This is a genomic window from Caulobacter sp. SRI_008 (assembly GCF_057586355.1).
On the sequence record NZ_JBYCZS010000017.1, the window covers coordinates 110917 to 129824 of the forward strand.

Annotated in this window: 19 protein-coding genes and 1 tRNA gene; 9 read left to right on the plus strand and 11 right to left on the minus strand. The window is 71.1% G+C overall.

What is annotated here, in order from left to right; all coding sequences use genetic code 11:
* Positions 1–3 precede the first annotated feature (3 nt).
* Positions 4–1068 (minus strand): glycosyltransferase family 4 protein, encoded by a 1065-nt coding sequence (locus AC2YHT_RS16270; RefSeq protein ID WP_487290824.1) that lies wholly within the window; start codon positions 1066–1068, stop codon positions 4–6.
* 346 nt (positions 1069–1414) lie between these two features.
* Here AC2YHT_RS16270 and AC2YHT_RS16275 point away from each other — a divergent pair, with 346 nt between their 5' ends.
* The 4 genes from AC2YHT_RS16275 to AC2YHT_RS16290 all read left to right on the plus strand — a co-directional run bounded on the left by AC2YHT_RS16275 (position 1415) and on the right by AC2YHT_RS16290 (position 4519).
* Positions 1415–2776 carry a L,D-transpeptidase family protein gene (locus AC2YHT_RS16275; protein WP_487290825.1) on the plus strand — a complete coding sequence of 454 codons (1362 nt, stop codon included), beginning with the start codon at positions 1415–1417 and terminating at the stop codon, positions 2774–2776.
* A gap of 232 nt (positions 2777–3008) precedes the next feature.
* Positions 3009–3689 carry a peptidoglycan L,D-endopeptidase MepK gene (gene mepK / locus AC2YHT_RS16280; protein ID WP_487290826.1) on the plus strand — a complete coding sequence of 227 codons (681 nt, stop codon included), beginning with the start codon at positions 3009–3011 and terminating at the stop codon, positions 3687–3689.
* Between the two features lie 30 nt (positions 3690–3719).
* Positions 3720–4064 carry a hypothetical protein gene (locus tag AC2YHT_RS16285; protein ID WP_487290827.1) on the plus strand — a complete coding sequence of 115 codons (345 nt, stop codon included), beginning with the start codon at positions 3720–3722 and terminating at the stop codon, positions 4062–4064.
* A gap of 35 nt (positions 4065–4099) precedes the next feature.
* Positions 4100–4519: a hypothetical protein gene (locus AC2YHT_RS16290; protein WP_487290828.1), complete on the plus strand. Its 420-nt coding sequence runs from the start codon at positions 4100–4102 to the stop codon at positions 4517–4519.
* A gap of 4 nt (positions 4520–4523) precedes the next feature.
* On the opposite strand, the gene hfsH is transcribed toward AC2YHT_RS16290, so the two are convergent.
* The 4 genes from hfsH to hfsE are packed head-to-tail and all read right to left on the minus strand — an operon-like array spanning position 4524 to position 9137.
* Positions 4524–5306, minus strand: coding sequence for an oligosaccharide deacetylase HfsH (gene hfsH / locus AC2YHT_RS16295; RefSeq protein ID WP_487290829.1), 783 nt, complete (start codon positions 5304–5306; stop codon positions 4524–4526).
* On the minus strand, positions 5306–6238 hold the full coding sequence (gene hfsG / locus AC2YHT_RS16300; protein WP_487290830.1) for a polysaccharide biosynthesis protein HfsG: 933 nt from the start codon (positions 6236–6238) through the stop codon (positions 5306–5308). The genes hfsH and hfsG overlap by 1 nt, the downstream gene beginning before the upstream one ends.
* Positions 6235–7674 (minus strand): polysaccharide biosynthesis protein HfsF, encoded by a 1440-nt coding sequence (hfsF, locus tag AC2YHT_RS16305; protein ID WP_487290831.1) that lies wholly within the window; start codon positions 7672–7674, stop codon positions 6235–6237. Before hfsF ends, hfsG begins: the two co-directional genes overlap by 4 nt.
* A gap of 2 nt (positions 7675–7676) precedes the next feature.
* Positions 7677–9137 (minus strand): polysaccharide biosynthesis protein HfsE, encoded by a 1461-nt coding sequence (gene hfsE / locus AC2YHT_RS16310; RefSeq protein ID WP_487290832.1) that lies wholly within the window; start codon positions 9135–9137, stop codon positions 7677–7679.
* Between the two features lie 140 nt (positions 9138–9277).
* On the opposite strand from hfsE, the gene AC2YHT_RS16315 reads away from it, so the two are divergent.
* Positions 9278–9368, plus strand: a tRNA-Ser gene (locus tag AC2YHT_RS16315).
* Between the two features lie 48 nt (positions 9369–9416).
* Here AC2YHT_RS16315 and AC2YHT_RS16320 read toward each other — a convergent pair.
* The 3 genes from AC2YHT_RS16320 to AC2YHT_RS16330 all read right to left on the minus strand — a co-directional run bounded on the left by AC2YHT_RS16320 (position 9417) and on the right by AC2YHT_RS16330 (position 12049).
* On the minus strand, positions 9417–10313 hold the full coding sequence (locus AC2YHT_RS16320; RefSeq protein ID WP_487290833.1) for an ankyrin repeat domain-containing protein: 897 nt from the start codon (positions 10311–10313) through the stop codon (positions 9417–9419).
* A gap of 5 nt (positions 10314–10318) precedes the next feature.
* Positions 10319–11257 carry a Tle-like phospholipase domain-containing protein gene (locus tag AC2YHT_RS16325; RefSeq protein ID WP_487290834.1) on the minus strand — a complete coding sequence of 313 codons (939 nt, stop codon included), beginning with the start codon at positions 11255–11257 and terminating at the stop codon, positions 10319–10321.
* Between the two features lie 87 nt (positions 11258–11344).
* Positions 11345–12049: an ArsR/SmtB family transcription factor gene (locus AC2YHT_RS16330; protein ID WP_487290835.1), complete on the minus strand. Its 705-nt coding sequence runs from the start codon at positions 12047–12049 to the stop codon at positions 11345–11347.
* A gap of 72 nt (positions 12050–12121) precedes the next feature.
* Between AC2YHT_RS16330 and AC2YHT_RS16335 the strand changes: the two genes are divergently transcribed.
* The gene (locus AC2YHT_RS16335; protein ID WP_487290836.1) at positions 12122–13480 is read left to right on the plus strand and encodes an MFS transporter; all 1359 of its coding nucleotides are present in this window, start codon (positions 12122–12124) and stop codon (positions 13478–13480) included.
* A 3-nt stretch (positions 13481–13483) separates the two neighbouring features.
* Here the strand turns inward: AC2YHT_RS16335 and AC2YHT_RS16340 are convergent, their stop codons facing one another.
* Positions 13484–13804, minus strand: coding sequence for an immunity protein YezG family protein (locus AC2YHT_RS16340; RefSeq protein WP_487290837.1), 321 nt, complete (start codon positions 13802–13804; stop codon positions 13484–13486).
* 20 nt (positions 13805–13824) lie between these two features.
* On the minus strand, positions 13825–14964 hold the full coding sequence (locus AC2YHT_RS16345) for a DNA/RNA non-specific endonuclease (protein ID WP_487290838.1): 1140 nt from the start codon (positions 14962–14964) through the stop codon (positions 13825–13827).
* A 157-nt stretch (positions 14965–15121) separates the two neighbouring features.
* Here AC2YHT_RS16345 and AC2YHT_RS16350 point away from each other — a divergent pair, with 157 nt between their 5' ends.
* The 3 genes from AC2YHT_RS16350 (at position 15122) to AC2YHT_RS16360 (ending at position 18195) form a co-directional block, all read left to right on the plus strand.
* Positions 15122–16855, plus strand: coding sequence for a LysM peptidoglycan-binding domain-containing protein (locus AC2YHT_RS16350; RefSeq protein WP_487290839.1), 1734 nt, complete (start codon positions 15122–15124; stop codon positions 16853–16855).
* A gap of 225 nt (positions 16856–17080) precedes the next feature.
* Positions 17081–17683 (plus strand): hypothetical protein, encoded by a 603-nt coding sequence (locus AC2YHT_RS16355; protein ID WP_487290840.1) that lies wholly within the window; start codon positions 17081–17083, stop codon positions 17681–17683.
* Positions 17680–18195 carry a hypothetical protein gene (locus tag AC2YHT_RS16360; protein ID WP_487290841.1) on the plus strand — a complete coding sequence of 172 codons (516 nt, stop codon included), beginning with the start codon at positions 17680–17682 and terminating at the stop codon, positions 18193–18195. Before AC2YHT_RS16355 ends, AC2YHT_RS16360 begins: the two co-directional genes overlap by 4 nt.
* A gap of 184 nt (positions 18196–18379) precedes the next feature.
* Here AC2YHT_RS16360 and AC2YHT_RS16365 read toward each other — a convergent pair whose 3' ends face one another.
* Entirely contained in the window at positions 18380–18901 is a 522-nt protein-coding gene (locus tag AC2YHT_RS16365; RefSeq protein WP_487290842.1) for a hypothetical protein, read from the minus strand.
* Positions 18902–18908 lie beyond the last annotated feature (7 nt).

Genomic DNA, 18908 nt, shown 5'->3' on the forward strand with positions numbered 1-18908 from the left:
GGGTCAGGCGCTCTGGGCCAGGGTCAGGCGCGGCGGCTGGGCCGCCTCGTCCAGGCGGCCGTAGAGGTCTTCGTACCGACGGGCCATGGCGTGGGCCGAGAACCGGGTCTCGAACCGTTCGCGCACGGTCTGGCGCGACAGGTCGTGCAGGCGGCGCAGGGCGGCGACGGCCTCGTCCTCATCGTCGACGATGAAGCCCGTGACGCCTTCCTCGATCACCTCGGGCACCGAGCCCCACTGGTAGGCGATCACCGGGGTGCCGCAGGCCATGGCCTCGATCATCACCAGGCCGAAGGGTTCGGGCCAGGCGATGGGGAAGAGCAGGGCGTCGGCTCCACCTAAGAAGGCCGACTTCTCGGCGTCGCCGATCTCGCCGACGAACTCGATCAGCGGGTGGTCGAGCAGGGGCTCGACGACGGCGTGGAAGTACTCGCGGTCGGCGGCGTCGACCTTGGCGGCGATCTTCAGCCGGCGGCCGACGCGCTTGGCGATGGCGATCGCCCGCTCGGGGCCCTTCTCCGGCGAGATCCGTCCGAGGAAGGCGAGGTAACCCTCTGGTTTCGGGTGGTATTCGTAGATCTCGGCGCACATGCCGTGCAGCACCGTGCCGGCCCAGTTGGCGAAGGGCAGGGGCGCGCGCTGGCTGTCGGAGATCGAGACCAGCGGAAACTGCGGCCAGCGGCGATAGACGCCCGGCAGGTCCTTCAGGTCGAGCCGCCCGTGCAGGGTGGTCAGGGTCTTTCCCGCCATGCCCTCGAACAGCGGGAAGTGGATCATGTCGGTATGGAAGTGGATGACGTCGAAGTCGTCGGCGCGGCGGCGAACCTCGGCCAGCATGGCGATGTGGGCGGCCAGGTCGGACTTCAGCGGAGCGGGATCCAGGCGGATCGCCTGGTCGCGGACGACCACCAGGTCGGCCTTGGTGCGGGCTTCGGCGGAGGCGAACAGGGTGACCTCGTGACCCAGATCGACCAGGGCGTCGGTCAGGTGCGCGACCACCCGTTCCGTCCCGCCGTAGAACCGCGGCGGAACGGCTTCGTACAGGGGCGGAACCTGGGCGATTCTCATGTGTGGTGATCCTGCCAAGGACGATTGTGGCGCAAAGGCGCCGACGTCGGAATGCAAACCGCGAGTGTGGCGTTAAGGTTCCGCAACGTGAGAAAGAACCAAAAGGCGACCTTGGCCGTTGCAGTTTCACGATCCTCGCGTTGACGAAGCCGACGCGGAATTGCCATTTGGGAAGCGCGCGGAGGGGCCGCGCGCAATGTGCGTGCGAGACCCGTCGACGGTGAGACAGAGCCTGAAAGTTTCGACCGCCCTGCTTGGGGCGGCCCTGTGGATGTCGGCGGCTCCAGCCGTTCATGCTCAAGCTCAAGTCCGGCCTGTCCGGGCGCCGCAACAGGCGCCCGTGCCCGTGCCCGCGCCGCCGGCCCTGCGCGCCGACCAGATCGACCTGCTGGCCAAGGCGTTGATCAACGCGCCCTCGCACGGTTTCGAGCCCGGCGCCTTCGCGCCCGACCGCGCCCTGGCCCAGCTGGACTCGCGCAACGGCGCCGACCGCCAGGCCGGTTTGAACCAACTGATCGCCCTGACCCTGCGCTACGCCAAGGCCGTGCACAGCGGCCGCCTGGCGCCCGCCGACTTCGACGCCAACTGGGGCCTGCGCCCGGCCGCCTACGATCCCGCGCCCGGCTTCGCCGCCGCCGTGCAGAACGACCAGCTGGCCGGCTGGCTGGAAGAGCTGTCGCCGCCCTATACCGGCTATCAGACCCTGCAGAAGGGCCTCGTCACCTATCGCGACATCGCCGCGCGCGGCGGCTGGGCGGTAATCCCCGAGGGGACGCCGCTGAAGCTGGGCGACAAGGCAGATCCGCGCATTGTCCAACTCGAGGCCCGCCTGGCGGTTGAGGACCCCACCATCGCCGTCGACGGCGTGGCGGTGTTCGACGAGGCCCTGCAGCAGGCCCTGATGCGCGCCCAGAAGCGCTTTGGCCTCAATCCCGACGGCGTTCTGGGCAAGGGCACTCTGACGGCGCTGAACGTGCCGGTGCAGCTGCGCATCGACCAGATCGTCGCCAACATGGAGCGCTGGCGCTGGCTGCCGCAGGAACTGCCGGCCGACCGCATCCAGGTCAACATCGCCGCCGCCGTCATGAGCGTCTTCCACCACGACGCCCCGACCCTGACCATGCGCGCGGTCACGGGCCGTCCGGGCGACGAGACGCCGATGCTGCAATCGGCGATCCACTCGATCGTGCTCAATCCGCCCTGGAACGTGCCGTCGTCGATCGCGACCAAGGAACTGTGGCCCAAGGAGCGGGCCAATCCGGGCTATCTGGCGCGCAACGACTTCATCGTCATCCCGACCGGCGACGGCGGCTCGCGCCTGCAGCAGAAGGCCGGCGACAAGGCCGCGTTGGGCCTGGTGAAGTTCGACTTCAACAACCCCTACGGCGTCTACCTGCACGACACCCCGTCGCGGGCCAAGTTCGCCAGCTACAGCCGCCTGGCCAGCCACGGCTGCGTGCGCCTGGAAAAGCCGATCCCGCTGGCCAAGCAACTGCTCGGCGGCAGCGCCGAATGGACGCCTGAAAACGTCGACACGACCATCGCCTCGGGCAAGACCGTACGCGCCCAGCTGGCCCAGCCGATGGCCGTCTTCCTGCTCTACTGGACCGCCTATGTGACCCCGGACGGGCAGGTGAATTTCCGCGACGACCCCTATGGGTGGGATCGCGCACTCGTGCAGCGTATCGCCGCAGCGAAAGCCGTCTGAGCGCCTCGCCGGGGCGCCCAAGCGACTGTCTTTAAAGCACTTGAAGCGTGGCCGGCGTCAAAGCCGCTCACGCTTTCGGCTGTCATGCCCGTCCCGGCTCCGCTTGACCCGAGCGCCCTCGTCAGGCCTCTTTTGGTGCGTAAGCCTTTCCGATCCGGAAAGTTTATCGTGTTCCAAGTGAGCTTAGGCGGCCTTCGGGCGGCCTGACGCAGTCAGTCGGGAAAGCGTATCCATGATCGAACGACGCAAGCTTCTGGGGCTTGGCCTCGGTGTGCTGGGCGCCAGTGCGGTCGGGCCCATGGCGGCCTTCGCACAGTCCAAGTTCGGCCCAGGGGCCGATCCCATCGCCGACCTGCTGATGAAGCAGGACCTCGGCAATGCGGCCGAAGGCATGGCGGATAACGACCTGCCGCAAGCTTCGGTTCCCGCGCCCCGGCCGACGATCCAACGCGTCTCGTCCGAACCCCGCTGGGTGAAGCTGCACAACGTGCACACCCAGGAAAAGGTCGAGGCGGTCTATTTCGAGAAGGGCGAGTACGTGCCCGACGCCGTCCAGGCCCTCGACAAGGTGCTGCGCGACTATCGGACAGGGGACGTCGCCCCGATGAATCCCGAGCTTTTCGACATCATGGCCGGCCTCGCGGCGCGCACCGAGACCAAGGCTCACTTCCAGATCATTTCCGGCTATCGCTCGCCCAAGACCAACGCGATGTTGCACGCGCGCAGCGGTGAGGTCGCCAAACGCAGCCTGCACATGGACGGCAAGGCGATCGATCTCTATCTGGAGGACGTCTCGCTGGATCGTCTCCGGACCGCGGCCCTCGACTTGAAGCAGGGCGGCGTCGGCTACTATCCGGTCAGCAATTTCGTCCACGTCGACGTCGGCCCGGTCCGGCGTTGGGTCGGCTCCTAGGGTTGGAGCCGTCCCTTTAGGGAGCTCCAGATGGCCAAGGCCGAACGTCGCGGCAATCCGTTGGGATGGATCGTCCTGGGTTTCGTCGTCGGCGCCGTGGCGGCCCTCGGCGTGATCCTGGTGGTCAGCGCCGGGGTCGGTTTCGACAACGGCGGCTATCAGGAAGGTCCCGAGGTGCGCACCGCGGCCGATGACGCCGCCAGCGCCGCCGTCACCCGCACGCCCGCCGCGCAAGCCGCGCCGGCGGTGACGCCCGAACCCGAAAAGCCGCCCGTGGTCGAAGCGCCCGCGGCTCCCAAGCCCGCTCCCGAAGTCGACCCGCAGATGGCCGACGACGCCGCGGCCGCCGGCATGACCTCGCGGACGCGCCAGTAGGGGCGGGCGCAGGCTCCGCGATGACACGGGAAAAGGTGCATACCGTCGAGGGCTACTACGATGGTGTTCGCAGCGGGACCGCCGACTTCGAGGGCCAGCCCTACTATTTTTCCTGCCCGTTCGACGAGTCGATCGACGACTACGCCGACCATTTCCTGCTCTATCCGGTCTCGCTGGAGTTCATGCGGAACGCCTTTCGACAACAGGCCATCTTCAAGGCCTGGGAAAGCAAATTCCATAGCGGGCTGGAAACTATCGAGACTCACCCCGCGAATGGGGGTGTCGATCCCGAGTACGATGAAGCCGAGCGCTGGCTTGAAGCCCAGAAGAAGACGTTCGCGACCGCGCCTTTGAAGCGACGGGCGGCTTTTCATGTACGAGCGGGCGAGCAAGGTCCCCGTATCGCGGGCGTCCTTCGCGAACTCGACGTCGAGTGGCTCCCAGCTTCCGACTAGGACGCTACAGCCCGATCCGCTTCGCGCCCTCGGCCACCGTCACCACGTCGAAGCCGGCGTTGACCGCGCCGTCGACCAGCCGTTCCAGCGCCTCCACCGTGCAGCCCCAGGCCGACGGCTTTTCCGCCACATCGTGGGTGTAGAGGATCAGCCAGGCCTTGCGGCGATGGGCGGCGTCCAGCCAGCGCAGGGCGACAGCCTCGCCGTCCTCGCCCTCGATGCCGACGGCCGGAGCCTGGTTGAGGTCGGCGCCGTTGGCGATCAGGCCGTGATGCAGGGCCCGCAGGGTCTTGAAGCGGCCGGCCAGGGCGGTCTTGGCCGGCGCGGCGACGTCGCCATAGGGGTAGGCGAAGCTGACCGCGCTTCCCACGCCCCAGGCAGCCAGGGCGTCGGTGTTCTGGGCCACGTCGGCTAGGGCGACCTGCGTCGAGGCCTGGCCGCAGTCGAGGTGGCTGAAGGTGTGGCAGCCGATCTCGTGACCGGCGGCGTGCAGGCGGAAGGCGTCCTCGCCCGTGGCGTAGCGCCCCATCGGCCCGTCGCGACCCGTCAGGCCGGCGGCGAAATAGTAGGTGCCGCGAAAGCCCCGAGCCTCCAGCACTCGCGCCCCGGCCTCGCAGGCCGTGGCCGGCGCGTCGTCGAAGCTGAAGGACACCATCGGCCGCGTGAGCTTCACCCGCGCCGGGCGGCGGTGCTGCAGGCGGATCAGCCGGCGGCGGACCTTGCCCTTCAGCGAGCGGTCCGGCTCGTAGGCGTCCACCTTCTCGAAGGTTTGTTCGACTGCGGTCATCACACGGCGTCCGAATAGAGGGCGGCCCGATAGAGCCGCATGGAGAATGCACGAAGAGGCGTGGGCAGGGATTCCGAAAGCGCGATCGCCTTCAGCCACGGCCGCCAGGTCGCGCGCAGGGGAACGCCCTTCAGGGCCTTGGCGACCTTGTAGCTGGGATAGGCGCTGACCACGTCGCGGTGGGCGGCCACCACGCGGGCGAAGTTGGCGGCCGACTGCTCGTACTTGGCGGCCATCACCGGGGCGGGGTCCAGGCCCAGGTGCGTGGCGGTGTTGTCGATGTGCAGGATCGGATGGGCGCGGGCCACCCGCATCGCCCACTCGACGTCCTCCCAGCCCCAGCCGGCGAAGCCTTCGTCGAAGGCGACGGTCTCGAAGACGTCGCGGCGCACCAGCAGGTTCGAGGTGAAGACGTGCTTCTCTGGTTCGCGGGCGCGTTCGGGCGCGGGCGTGCAGTCGCTCTTCAGCGCCATGGCCCGGTGCAGGGCGTGTTCGGGCCGGATCGGCGTCTGGGTAAGGGTGAAGCCGCCGAAGGCCACGGGCGCGTCGTCGCTCGCCACCGCCAGCCAGCGCGAGAGGAAATCGCGCGGGTCGGGCAGCATGTCGCTGTCGAGGAACAGCAGGTGCCGGCCCCGGGCGTGGGCGGCCAGGCGGTTGCGGCCCTGGGCGCGCCCGGCGTTGGTCGACAGCCGCACGAAGCGGGCGGGGCGCTTCAAGGCGCCGATGATCTTGCCGATGCGGGCGGCCAGGGCCTCGTCGCCGCCGCCGTCGTCCAGCACCACGATCTCGGCCGCGTCGTCCTTGCCATCCAGCGCGCGGAGCAGGGCGGTCGGATCGTCGCGGAAGGTCGGGATCAGCACCGACAGGCGCGGGCCGGCGGAGGCCCACGCGGCGTTGTCGAAGATGGTTTCCGTGATCGGGGGGGCGGTCATGCGGGGCGGAACCTGCGGGTGATGACGGCCAGGCGGCCGCGTGCGCCCCCGGCGTCGAGCAGCAGGGCCGCGCCGGCGAAGGTCGCCGCGCCAAGACCCGCCTTGAGGATCAGTTCGAAGAGGCCGCCGAAGTCGGGCAGGGCCAGGACCAGGGCCGCCATCAGGGCGCTGGACAGGCCGACCTTCGCCAGCGCCTCCCAGGGGATCGGCAGGGCGCAGGCCCGGCGGCCCAGCACCCCGGCCGCGATCGCGCCCAGGCCGTAGCTGGCGGTGGTGGCCCACAGTGCGCCGTTGAGGCCGAAACGCGGGATCAGGATCAGGTTCAGCGCCAGGTTGGCGCCGGCCGGAATGGCCATGCAGACGCTCAGCATCGTCGTGCGCCGTCCAAGCGTGAAGGCCTGCAGCAGGTAATAGGTGGTCACGCCCGACAGCCAGCCGCTGGCGGCGATCCACGGCGTCACGCCCGCAGCCCCATCGCGCAGGGCCGGACCGATCATCACCTCGGTCAGGGGGCGGGCGACCAAGGCCAGGCCGACGGCGGCGGGCAGGGTCAGCAGCACCATGAAGTCGGCCTGCTCGCGGGCGCTTTCCTCCAGCGCCGGCTGGCCGCCGCGCTCCAGGGCCGCGACCATGGCCGGGCCGCCGGCCATGCCCAGCCAGATGAAGACGACGTCCAGGGTGCGCGAGCCCAGTGAATAGCCGGCGTGGTAGACGCCGACCGCGCTCTCGTCGAGGAAGGCGGCCAGCAGGAAGCGGTCGGTGGTCGACAGCACCAGGGCCAGGATCAGCGAGAAGGCCACCGGCAGGCCGTAGGCGGCGTAGGACTTGGCCAGCGCCTTGTCGAAATGGCCGCCCTTCAGCCGTCCCAGGTCGGCGGGCAGCACGAACACCAGGCACAGCAGCGAGATCGCGCCCATGCCAAGGATCGGCGCGGCGCCGCCCAGGCCGACCAGGGCCAGGATCAGGCCGAGCGCGAAGCCGCCCACGGTCTGGATCACGTCCAGCAGGGCCGCGCCCGACACCTCGCCGGCGGCGCGGCGGCGCTCCTGCGACAGCTTGGCGAGACTCTTGACCGCCGCGGCGGCGAAGGCGGCCGCGACGGCGACCTTCAGGGCCGGGGCCATCGGCCAGAAGCGCAGGATCACGGCGGCGGCGACCGGTATGGCCAGGGCCATCAGGACCCACAACCGATAGAGGGTGGCGAAGTGGTCGGGCAGGCGGCCGTCTTCCTGCGCCCGGGCATGGAAGCGGGCCATGGCCGCCTCGGTCCAGGTCAGCAGGGCCGTCTGGGTCAGGCTCAGCGCCGAGAAGGCCAGCGCATAGGTCCCGTACTCGGCCGGGGTCAGCACCTGGGTGAACAGCACGATCGTCAGGAGGCCGACGACCCCCTGGGCGATGTTGACCGGCAGGTAGCCGAGGACGCCGCGCCAGAACATGGTCAGCGCACGGCGGTCTTGTCGCCCAGCAGGCAGGGCACGGTCATCAGGATCACGTAGAGATCGAGCCAGAACGACTGCCGCTCGATGTACTCGACGTCGTAGGCGACGCGCTGGCGCACCAGCTCGGGGGTGTCGACGGCGCCGCGCGAGCCCTTGATGGCCGCCCAGCCGGTGACGCCGGGCTTCATGCGGTGGCGGTGGGCGTAGGTGGCGACCAGCTTGGCGGACTCCACGTCGCCGGTCATCATGCCGATGGCGTGCGGGCGCGGCCCGACGATCGACATCTCGCCGGTCAGCACGTTGAACAGCTGCGGCAGCTCGTCGAGGCTGGTCTTGCGGATGAACTTGCCGACGCGGGTGACCCGGTCGTCATTGGCGCTGATCTGGCGGGCGGCCTTGGCGTCGGCCATCTCGTGCCGCATCGAGCGGAACTTCCAGATCAGGATCGCCTCGTTGTTGAAGCCGTGGCGGCGCTGGCGGAAGAAGATCGGGCCGGGGCTGTCGAGCTTCACGGCGATCGCCACGATCAGCATCACCGGCGCGGCGACGATCAGGCCAAGGCCCGTGACGACCAGATCCTGGGCGCGCTTGACCATGGCCCGGCGGGCGTCGGTGGGCGCGCCCGACAGGTCGGCCAGGCGTCCCATGGCCGCGTCGCGGTCGGCGTCGCCGCCGATGTCGACGATCATGCTGACGGGATTGGGCAGTTCCGACAGGCGCTCGACCAGCTGGCCGACGCGGGCCTGGGCGGTGGAATCGACGGCGATCACCACGCGGTCGACGAAGGGCATGATGCGGTGGTCGACCAGGGCCTTGGTGTCGCCCAGCACCGGCACGCCCATGACGGCCTCAGGGGCGCGGGCGGCGCGGTCGTCGAACACGCCCAGCACATTGACCTCGCCGGTGCGCAGGGCCGCGGCGATCAGGCGCTCGGCGTTGGTCGTGGCGCCGACCAGCACGATGTTGGGCGTCAGGGTGCCGACGCGGCGGCCGTGGCGCACCAGCGCCCACCAGCCGGCGTGCACCGCCAGGAACACGGGCAGGACCAGGGCCAGCCAGCCGCCCACCGGATGCGCGCCGCCCAGGGGTGTTTGGGCCAGCGGCGTCAGGGCCACGACCTGGACGGCGAGCGTCGCGGCGCCGACGGCGGCGGCGGCGCGCAGCAGGTGGCGGATCAGCGGCTCGCGATGGGCGAAGACATAGGCCTCCAGGCCGTGCAGGGCGGCCAGCAGCACGCCGGCCCCGACCAGCGGGGCGGCGAGGGCGCCGTCGCGCGCCAGCCAGAGGGCCAGACCAAGGGCGAGAATCGAATCGGCGGCGCGAAACCAGCGGGTCAGGTTCCGAATCTGCACCCGGGCGCGCGCCGGGGTGAGACGTTCGGGCCGAAAGGGGCCGCGCCGGCTACGAACATCGTCGGACGCATGACTTGCGTCCGCGGGGCGGGCGAAGGCGGAACTCATGATCGCTCTTGGGCTTCTGCACACGGGAGAACAGGGTTCAACCTAGCGTGGCCGTCTGAGCGTCGCGTTAACGCGATTTTCCTTCGACGCTCGATTGTCATTCTGCAGCGAACAGGCTATCGAACCGCTCCCTCTCAGGAGGAGACGTGGCCGAGAGGCTGAAGGCACCGCTTTGCTAAAGCGGCATACCTCAAAAGGGTATCGAGGGTTCGAATCCCTCCGTCTCCGCCATCCCCCGCAAAATCACTGAAAACACCGCCCCTGGCGGGAAATCCGCGCCTAATTGCGCCGTTTGTCGCCGGTTTCGGTCCAGAACCGGCGCATGCGGGCGACGACCGCTTCGGGCGGCGGGGATTTCCAGCCGGCGGCGCGGGCTTCGGGCGGGGGCCAGGCGCCGGTCAGGGTGAGTCGGCGAGTCTCGCGGGCGTCGGGCGCGCCGGGCAGGCGCCAGCCGTTTTTCTTCAGGGTCTCGATCATGCGCGGACGGGCGGCCTGCTCCTCCGACTCGCCGGGGCGCATGGGGCCGGCCAGCACGGTGGCGAGCGTCTCGCCGTTGCTTCCGACCGTCCAGGGATCGGCGCCTTCGTCGAGCAGCAGCTGGGCGATGCGGAAGTTCTGCTGCTCGATGGCGATGCGCAGCGGCGTCGCGCCGGTTGGGTCATGGTCGTTCACCCGCGCTCCGTGCTGGAGCAGCAGGCGGACAGCTCCGAGCGAATTGAGACCGATGGCGGCCTTCAGCGGCCAATAGGCCTCGCGCCGCTGCGGGCTGGCCCCGGCGGCCAGCAGCTGGGCGGCGAAGACCGGATCCCTGGCGCGCAGGGCCAGACTCAGCGGGATGGCGTCGCCCCCGCCGTCGGGCGGGACGCCCAGGTCCAGCAGCGCCGTGACCATCGGCTTGTCGCAGCGGGCGATCGCCAGGCCGAGGAGGTCGCCGTTGCGGCCGCCGCGCGTCGTCTTCAGGGCCGGATCGGCGCGCAGGCGGCGGGCGGTTTCGTCGACATCGCCCTTGATCACCGCCGCCATCAGGTCGCGACCGGCCTGGCCGTGGTCGGCCGCCGCCAGGGCCGCGCGGGCGTCGGGCAGGGCGGTGCCGCCGACGAAGCAGGCAGCAAGAGCAGCGTCCGTCATCATCACCATCGAGGCCGCCAGGGCGGCGATCCGGGCCGAGCGGGTCACGGGCCTCAGTTGGCGGCCGCGCGATAGGCCGCGTCAAGGCTGGAGGTCAGCCAGGCTTGGCCGTGCAGGTCCAGCAGCGAGGCGTCGTCGGCCGATTGCCCCTCGGGTCCGACCGCCGTCAGGGCGTGGCGCTCGCCATAGGCCGGTGGGGCGTCGAGGAACAGGCCGCCCAGGATCGCGCCGGGGATGCCACCCACGAGGCCGCCCAGGCCCGCGCCCAGCCAGCGGTCGCCGCCGTCCTGCACCCGGCTCAGCGGATCGCCGTCGATATAGTAGGCGTCGACCTGGGGCGCGGGGGCACCGCCGGCCTGGGCGGCCTCCAGCGTGTCCTCGTGCAGGCCCGCGGCGTTGAAGGTGTCGGCCGGCAGGCCCGAGGCGACGGCCGCCGCCGAGGCCAGGCCTCCGCCCAGGGAGTGGCCGGTCAGGGTGACGTCCTCGCCCGCCGCCCGCAGCCGCTCGCCGATCAGCAGGGCCTTGTCGTAGTGGCCGGAGTCCAGCCCCAGGCCCTGTTGCAGGTTGGCCTTCCAGTCGGCCGCGCTCTGGGTGCCGCGGAAGGCCACCACATAGTCGCCCGCCGTATCGACATAGACCCGGGCGCGGAAGTCGGAGCCGGCCTCCTCCAGGTCGGTGGGATCCAGGCCCAGCCGCGCCAGGTCTTCGTCGCCGGCCACGGCCCAGCCGGCCGGCGGGTTGGGGGTGTCGTTATAGACGTCGGCGGCCAGGGCCATGTGCACCCTGGCCTGCGCCAGTTCCGCCGCCTTGCCGCCGTCGGCCGCGACGGCCGAGACCTTCACCTCGGCCTGGGCCGTGACCGACACGGCCGGCCGCGAGGTCGGGGCGTTCCATTCGGCCGCCACCTGGGCGTCGATCGCGACCTCGGCCTTCGCGCCGACCGCGCTGCGGTCGCTGGTCGCCGTGATCCCCGATCCGCCGTCGATACGCATGACCCTGTCCCTCGATGCGAGCGTAGGGGAGGATGCTGCGCGTACCGGTCCGGCGGGACTAGCTGGGGAATTCCCTAGCGTGGCGTCTCACGCCGCCACGCGGCCCTCGTCGTCGAGGCTGACGCCCAGCCGCGCCTTCAGCTCGCGCGCGCCGTCCGGCGTCAGGCGCACGGCGCGGCCCTTGGGCTCCAGCGCCAGCCAGCCGCGATCGGTCATCGTCGACAGCAGCCTGACGCCTAGCGGTCCGGCCAGGTGGTGGCGACGCTCGGTCCAGTCCAGGCACTGGCGGGCGACGCCGCGCGGGGAGGAGAGGGCTTCGACCGCGATCCCCAGCTCGGCGAACCAGGCCCGGCCGGCGCCTGTGACCTCGTAGAGCTTGCCGTCGCACGGCGTCAGCAGCTCGCCCTCGACCAGCGCCTGGGCCACCTTGACGCCCAGCCGTCCGGCCAGGTGGCCGTAGCAGCAGCGGGCCTCGCGCAGGGCGCGGGCCTTGGGCGAGCGCGGGATCTCCAGCGAACGCACCGGCGCGGCGATGGCCGACAGCGCCTCTATGGCGTGGGCGACCTCGGCCGAGGCCAGGCGGTAATAGCGATGCCGGCCCTCGCGCTCGACCGCCAGCAGCCCGCCCTCGACCAGCTTGGACAGGTGGTTGCTGGCCGCCTGGGCGCTGACCCCGGCCGTCCAGGCCAGGGCGCCGGCCGGCTGGGCGCGGCCGTCCTGCAGGGCCTGCAGCATGGCGGCGCGGACCGGGTCGCCGATCAGGGCGGCGGGAGTGGCGATATTGGCGTCCATGGGTCCACTCTAGACCCATCGCCGGCGCGATGGTTCATCGGCGCGTGTAGCATTCCATCGCCGGATCGGCGCATGACCGGGGCCATGAGCGCACAGACCTCACGCCTGCCGTGGATCACGGCCGCCGCCAGCTTCGGCTTCCTGGTCACCCAGCTGGACGTCACCATCGTCAATGTCGCCCTCGACGCGATCGGCGACGCGTTCGACGCGCCGACGGCCCAGCTGCAATGGGTGGTCGACGCCTATGTGCTGGCCCTGGCGGCCATGCTGCTGTCGGCCGGGGCGATCGGCGACCGGATCGGACCCCGGCGCGCCTTCCTGGCGGGGCTGGCGCTGTTCGGCCTGGCCTCGGCCGCCTGCGGGTTCGCAGGCGGCCCGCTGGCCCTGATCCTGGCCCGCGTGGCGCAAGGCGCGGCCGGGGCGCTGCTGATCCCGCCGTCCCTGGCCCTGATCGCCCACGCCGCGCATGGCGACGACCGCCGGCGCGCGGCCGCGGTCGGCTGGTGGACGGCCGCCGGCGGCGTCTCGATCGCCGCGGGACCGGTGCTGGGCGGACTGCTGGTCGAGACCCTCGGCTGGCGCTGGGTGTTCTTCGTCAACCTGCCGCTCTGCGCGGCCGGCGTGGTCCTGACCCTGCTGGTCGCCCCGCCGAGCCTGCCCAAGCCCAAGGTCCCGTTCGACCTGGTCGGCCAGGCCCTGGCCGCGGCGGCCGTCACTCTGCTGGTCGGCGGGCTGATCGAGGGCGGCCATCGCGGATGGAGCGGCGCGCCGCTGGCGGCCCTGATCGCCGGTCTCGTTCTCGCGCTCGTTTTCGTGCTGTTCGAGCGCCGGGCGGCCCATCCGGCTATGCCGCTCAGCGTCTTCCGCCGCCGGCCGGCCTGGAGCGCGGTGGTCGTCGGGTCGGCCCTGAACTTCACCTATTACGGCCTGATCTTCGTGCTGGGCCTCTACATGCTGCGGACGCTGCACTGGACGCCGGGCAAGGCGGGCCTGGCCTTCCTGCCGCTGACGGCGACCTTCATCGTCTCCAACCTGGCGAGCGGATCCCTGGTCGGACGCTTCGGGGCCAGGGCCGTGACCAGCGGCGGCGTGCTGGTCGCCGCCTGCGGCTACGCCCTGACCGCGCGGCTGGGGCAGGGCAGCGGCCTCCTGGAAATGCTGCCGGGCTTTGCTTTTATCCCCGGCGGCATGGGTCTGGCGATCCCGGCCCTGACCAGCGGCCTGCTGGCCGGCGTCGATCGCCACGACGCCGGCGCCGCCTCGGGCGTGCTCAACGCCTGCCGACAGGTCGGCGGCGCGGCCGGGGTGGCGATCTTCGGGGCGCTGGCGGGAGCGGGGATCGTCAGCGGCCTCAAGGCCTCGGCGATCGTGGCTGCGGCGATGCTGGTCGCGGCGGCAGGCGTGCTGCTGGCGCCGGCGCGGAAGGCCTGAGCCTCAAGCCGCCGCGTAGTCGTACTTCAGGTCGAAGGCCCCGTCCGACTTCAACGAGAACACCGCCTTCGACCACGGCTCGTGGGCGCTGGAGGCGGTGAGGCGGTGCAGGTTGCGCAGCGCCTTCGAGACCGAATAGTCCAGCTTGCGCACGTCGAGGTCGGCCACCTCGCCGGCGGCCCTGGTGTAGTCGCCGGTCAGGCCCACCGAGCCGTCGATCACATTGACATGCAGGCGGATCTCCGACCAGGGCTCGGCCACGCTGTCGGCCAGGGCCTGGCCCACATGGCGGTAGATGCCTTCGGGGGTGTCGATGTCGGCCATGGAATCCTCCGCGGCTCAGATTAGTCGTTGAAGAAGGTTCGGGTCGAGGGCTTGCCGTCGATGACGTACTCGACCCTGAACGCCTCGGGTCGCTTGGAGGCGCCGTCGAACACCGCCTTGATGTCGACATCGACCTTCTTGCCGTCCTTCAGGGCGGCTGCCCATTCGTTCTCCATGGTCTTCCAGCCGCTCTTGTTCAGCGTGCCGTCCATGGCGTGGTAGTTGATCTGCTCGCCGGGGCCGTTGAAGATCGCCGCGATCAGGTGGCCGCCCTCGTCGCCCTCGACCCCGTCCTTGATCCCGCCTTCCTGGCCCGCCTTGGTCTGCTGATAGCCGTTGCGGTCGGCGTGCTTGAGGTCGAGCGTGCCCGTCACCTGCTCGACCCGCCCCTTGGCGTCGGTGTGATAGGTGTAGCGGCCGCTGACCACGTAGTCGGTGTTGGCCGCCAGTTCGCCATTCAGCTTGGCGTTCCAGCCGCCCTTGGCGCCTTGCTCCAGCTCGACGCGCGGGCGGGCGCTCAGCGCCTCGTCCAGCTTGCGGCTGGCGGTCTCCAGCGTGTTGCGGGCGCTCTCGGGCAGCTTGTCCAGCGGCAGGGCGTCGATCGCGCCTTTCAGCTTCTCCAGCGCCGGCCTGGCGGCCGCGGCGAAGGCGCTGTCGACCTTGGCGAGATCCGCGGCCTTGCTCACCGTCTCGGCCCACTTGCCGAGCTTGCCCAGTTTCGCCGCGTCGCCGATGTACGGGATCATGCTGACGGCCGACAGGCCCGCGCCCAGGAAGTCGCCCCGGAACAGCGAGATGACGCCGTTGGCGCCGTCCGAGATCGGGGTCGGGTCGAACAGGCCCGCGACGTCCAGCGCCATCTGGCCCAGGTCGAGCATCAGCTCCTGCTTCTGGGCGGCGCTGGCCGCGTCCAGGTCGTCGGCTAGACGCTTCTGGTCGGTCGGCGACAGGCCGGCCTCGATCTCCGCCCGCAGGCTCTGGGCCTTGGCGGGATCGGACTGGGCGATCTCGGAAAGCTGGCCGGCCAGTTCGCTGGTGTTCAGCTGGCCTCCGGTGCGGCTGGCGGCGACCAGGCTCGAGGCCTCGCTCGCGGCGCTGGCCGCGCTAGACGCGGCGCGACTGGAGGCTCCGAGGGACTCGGCTGCGTTCAGGGCGGACATGCGGGGCCTCCGTTGCGCCTTGGCTGGCCAACGATGGCGGCGGGGAGGGGCGTCTCGATAGCTGGGAGCGTCCCTAGCTAGGGATGTCCCTAGTTATGCGGCGGACGGGGGAGGGCTAGCGTCCCCGGCAGGAAAGCGTCCGTACCAGGAGTTGCCGATGACCGCCGTGTCCCTCAACACCCAGTCATCCGTGTCCGGCGCGGGCGGCGGGCGGCCCGACGACTATGTCGTCAAGTCCGGCGACACCCTGTCGGGGATCGCCGACAAGCACGGCGTCTCGCTGGACGCCCTGATCCGGGCCAATCCGCAGATCACCAATCCCAACGTCATCCGGCCGGGCCAGGCCGTGACCCTGCCAGCCGGCGCAGCCGCCGAGCCGCGCAGCTACGAGGTCGCGGCCGGCGACAACCTCTCCAGCATCGGCGCCCAGTTCGGGGTCTCCTGGCAGGCGATCGCCCAGGCCAACCATCTGGCCAACCCCAACCTGATCCACGTCGGGCAAGCCTTGCAGATCCCCGGTGGCGGGACGGCCGCGCGGCCTACACCGCAGACGACGACCACCCAACAGACGACGCCGTCCACCACTACGACCGGCCAGGCGACCGGCGTCCTGCCCTCGACCGAGGGGCTGAGCCAGGCCCAGAAGTACGACCTCTACGCCGGCTACGTGAACGCCTATGGCGACGCCCAGGCCAAGGCGGACCTGGCCGCCGGCAAGCAGGTGATCCTGGGCCTGCGCACCGAGACCAGCCTGAACGCCAACGCCGGCAAGGGCGCCTATGACGACCGGGTCGTGGTGCTGCAGCAGGGCAAGGTCCAGGAATACGCCGCCAACACCGAGCCCTCGGCCCAGTACGACGGCCGCTACGGCGCCGACTTCAACGGCGACGGCCGCAAGGAGCTGGGCCGCATCGCCGAGGGCACGGTCACCTTCCAGAAGAGCACGAGCTCGACCCTGGGCAACGTGCTGCGCCCGACCGAGAACCACGCCGTCCAGCGCGACACCAACCATGACGGCCTGATCGATGCGAAGGACACGAAGGGAACCGGCGTCAGCACCGACAACTCGTTCCTGTTCCACGCCGGCGGCAATACCAACACCGGCTCGGCGGGCTGCCAGACGCTGAAGCCCGGCGACTTCCAGTCGTTCTGGAACGGCCTGGGCGACCAGAAGAGCTTCAACTACGTGCTCGTGAACGTCGACCGTCAGGGCCCGCCCGGCGGGACGACGACCACGACCCCGACGCAGGCCTCCGTTGATGCCCGCATCGGCGCCCTGTCGGAGCAGTACGAGACCGGCGGGCGTGGTCCCGGCACGGTGTCGAGCGGGGCGGGCGATCCGGGCGGGGTGTCGTACGGCACCTACCAGCTGGCCGGCAATCGCGGCCGGCCGCAGGAATTCCTCGCCGCCGAGGGCCGGCAGTGGGCCGCGGAGTTCGGCGGCGCCAGCCCCGGCTCGGCCAGCTTCACCGCCACCTGGAAGGCGATCGCCGCCCGCGAACCCGAAAAGTTCGAGGCCGCCCAGCACGACTACATCCAGCGCACGCACTATCAGGTGCAACTCGACAAGGTGAAGACCGACACGGGCGTGGATCTCTCCACCCGCTCGGCGGCGATCCGCGACGTGGTCTGGTCCACCTCGGTGCAGCACGGGCCGGAGACCGGCGCGGTGGTCAAGGCCATGGCGCGGGTGGAAGGGCAGGGGCTCACCCCGGCCGACGGCCAGACCTACGACCGCGCCCTGATCAACGCCATCTATGACGAGCGCGGCAAGCGCGACGCCGGCGGGGCGCTCGCCTACTTCACCAGCGCCTCGGCCGACGTCCAGGCCTCGGTCGCCAACCGTTTCGCCAGCGAACGCCGGGACGCCCTGGCGATGCTGGGCCGATGAGAACCGCCGCGGCGGGCCGGCGTTCAATCGCCTGACCCGTTCCGGATGACCCCGACGATGAAGCTTGCTCCCCCAACCCTCATCGCCCTCGCGCTGGCCTTCGCCGGTTGTGAGCGACCGGCGGCGGCCGTCCCCCCCCTACCCATGGCCGCCGCCGGCACCGCTGACGCTGCGAAGACGTCGGCGGCTGGAACGCCCGGGGGAAGCCCCGGGGGAAGCTACGTGATGAGCGGCCAGCGCCGCGGCCGGCTGGTCCTGACGCCCAAGGGCGAGGTCTGGCGGATCAGCCTCTCGGGCGGCGCGAGCGCCGACGGCGCGGCCACGGCGGCCGACTGCCAGCTCGAGGCCGAGGGCGCGCTGAAGGACGGCCGCATCGACGCTCGCGTCGTGCCTTTCGATGGGACCAACACGACCCTCACCGCCGCCGACCTGGCGGCGCGGCCGGCCACGGCGCGCGTGGCGCTGAACGGGGAGGCCGCGACCGTGACCACCGACTTCCAGGGCTGCGGCGCCGGCGCGGATCTCTCAGGCCGCTATGTGCGCCCGGCGCCGGGGGCGATCGCGCAGGGCGCCATTTCTCAGGGGGCGAGCGTCTCCGACCTGTCGGCGGCGCTGCCAGACGCGCGGCTGACGATCCTCGACGGCTATCCCTGGGCGCGGTTCGCGATCGCGCGCGGCGGCAAGCGCCTGGCGGTCGTGCAGTTCGACGGTGAGAACGAGGAGTTGGCCGACGGCCGCAACAGCCAGCAGGCGATCGGCGCGGAAGTGGGCTGGAGCGCGCTGAAGCCCGGGCTGCGGGTGGTCAAGGTCGAGGGAGGCGCGTCGTGATCCGGCCCGTAGAGCGCGCCTCGGGAGTCGATCTCTCCGCTTCGACTCCGTCCACCACGGCCGCCCGCGCCGGCGCGGCCCGGCTGGCGTTGGAGGCGATGGCGACCATCGCCGGCGCGGCGGTGGTCGATCCCCTGCGCGGCGGCGATCGCGGCCAGGCCGCCGCCTTCGTCTGGGCCGAGCACGGCCAGCCCGGCGCCGCCAGCGTCGGCGGCGACTTGCGCACCCTGGCGGCCCAGAGCGGCCAGTCGGTCGCCGGGCGGCTGTCGGCGACCTCGCCGGTCGACGCCGGACGCATCGAGCGCGTCCTGGCCGACTTCGCTCGCGAACTGCGCGCCCAGGCCGCCGACAAGCCGCACATGACGCCCTCGGGCCTGGTCGAGCCCCTGATCCGCTCGCTCGCCGCCGGCCTGCAACGCGAGCCGGGACCCGGAACCGCCCGCAGCGACGCCGTCGAGCAGTTCGTGCGCATCATTGAGGGCGCGACGGAGAGCCTGCGGTCGCCGGCTTAGGTCACCTCGGCGTTTCATCTGCTCGCCGCTTCCAAATCCGTCTCTCCCCGCGAAGGCGGGGACCCAAGCTGACGTTCAGGAGGAGGCGCGGCCGCAGATTGCCCGCAGGCTCGGCTTGGATCCCCGCCTGCGCGGGGATGCTCGGTAGAAAAACAGAGATCAGGTGTTTTGATGTCGATCCGCCCTACCGCGGATCCGCTCGCACGGCCGGCTGGTCGACGGGGCTCGGGAAGGCCGCTGCCCAATCCAGCGGAGCCGGCGGGGCGTTGAGACGGCGGGCGGGCGAGAGCACGGCGTCGAAATGCGACTGGGCCTGGATGCTGCTCATCCGCTGGTCCTGGCCGTTCTCGCGGGCGTCCTCGACCTGGCGCTCGGAGCGGGTCTCGACCGCGCCGTCGGCGGCGACGTCGACCACGCCCACGGCGGTGTCCACCGTCCCGCCGACCAGCGAGCCGGCCGTGTCGCCGACCAGGCCCAGCAGACCCTTGTCGGCCAGGGCGCCTTCCAGCTCGCCGCGACGGGCGGGCGGCAGGCGGTCCAGGCGCTGAGCAAAGGCTTCGCCGCCGACGGCCCGGGCCTCCTCGACGAGCCCTTGCGAGACCTCGCCGGTCGCCTCGAAGCGGTCGATTTCGCGGTCCAGCCGGTCGGGGCTGGCGCCCGAAGAGGCGGAGGTGGAGGCGCTGGTCGAGACGGGGGCGACGGTCATCGAAAGA

Coding starts and splice junctions, on each gene's coding strand:
- AC2YHT_RS16270 (WP_487290824.1), bottom strand. CDS start 1,068: ATGAGAATCGCCCAGGTTCCGCCCCTGTACGAAGCCGTTCCGCCGCGG.
- mepK (WP_487290826.1), top strand. CDS start 3,009: ATGATCGAACGACGCAAGCTTCTGGGGCTTGGCCTCGGTGTGCTGGGC.
- AC2YHT_RS16285 (WP_487290827.1), top strand. CDS start 3,720: ATGGCCAAGGCCGAACGTCGCGGCAATCCGTTGGGATGGATCGTCCTG.
- hfsH (WP_487290829.1), bottom strand. CDS start 5,306: ATGACCGCAGTCGAACAAACCTTCGAGAAGGTGGACGCCTACGAGCCG.
- hfsG (WP_487290830.1), bottom strand. CDS start 6,238: ATGACCGCCCCCCCGATCACGGAAACCATCTTCGACAACGCCGCGTGG.
- hfsF (WP_487290831.1), bottom strand. CDS start 7,674: ATGTTCTGGCGCGGCGTCCTCGGCTACCTGCCGGTCAACATCGCCCAG.
- hfsE (WP_487290832.1), bottom strand. CDS start 9,137: ATGAGTTCCGCCTTCGCCCGCCCCGCGGACGCAAGTCATGCGTCCGAC.
- AC2YHT_RS16325 (WP_487290834.1), bottom strand. CDS start 11,257: ATGCGTATCGACGGCGGATCGGGGATCACGGCGACCAGCGACCGCAGC.
- AC2YHT_RS16330 (WP_487290835.1), bottom strand. CDS start 12,049: ATGGACGCCAATATCGCCACTCCCGCCGCCCTGATCGGCGACCCGGTC.
- AC2YHT_RS16335 (WP_487290836.1), top strand. CDS start 12,122: ATGACCGGGGCCATGAGCGCACAGACCTCACGCCTGCCGTGGATCACG.
- AC2YHT_RS16340 (WP_487290837.1), bottom strand. CDS start 13,804: ATGGCCGACATCGACACCCCCGAAGGCATCTACCGCCATGTGGGCCAG.
- AC2YHT_RS16345 (WP_487290838.1), bottom strand. CDS start 14,964: ATGTCCGCCCTGAACGCAGCCGAGTCCCTCGGAGCCTCCAGTCGCGCC.
- AC2YHT_RS16350 (WP_487290839.1), top strand. CDS start 15,122: ATGACCGCCGTGTCCCTCAACACCCAGTCATCCGTGTCCGGCGCGGGC.
- AC2YHT_RS16355 (WP_487290840.1), top strand. CDS start 17,081: ATGAGCGGCCAGCGCCGCGGCCGGCTGGTCCTGACGCCCAAGGGCGAG.
- AC2YHT_RS16365 (WP_487290842.1), bottom strand. CDS start 18,901: ATGACCGTCGCCCCCGTCTCGACCAGCGCCTCCACCTCCGCCTCTTCG.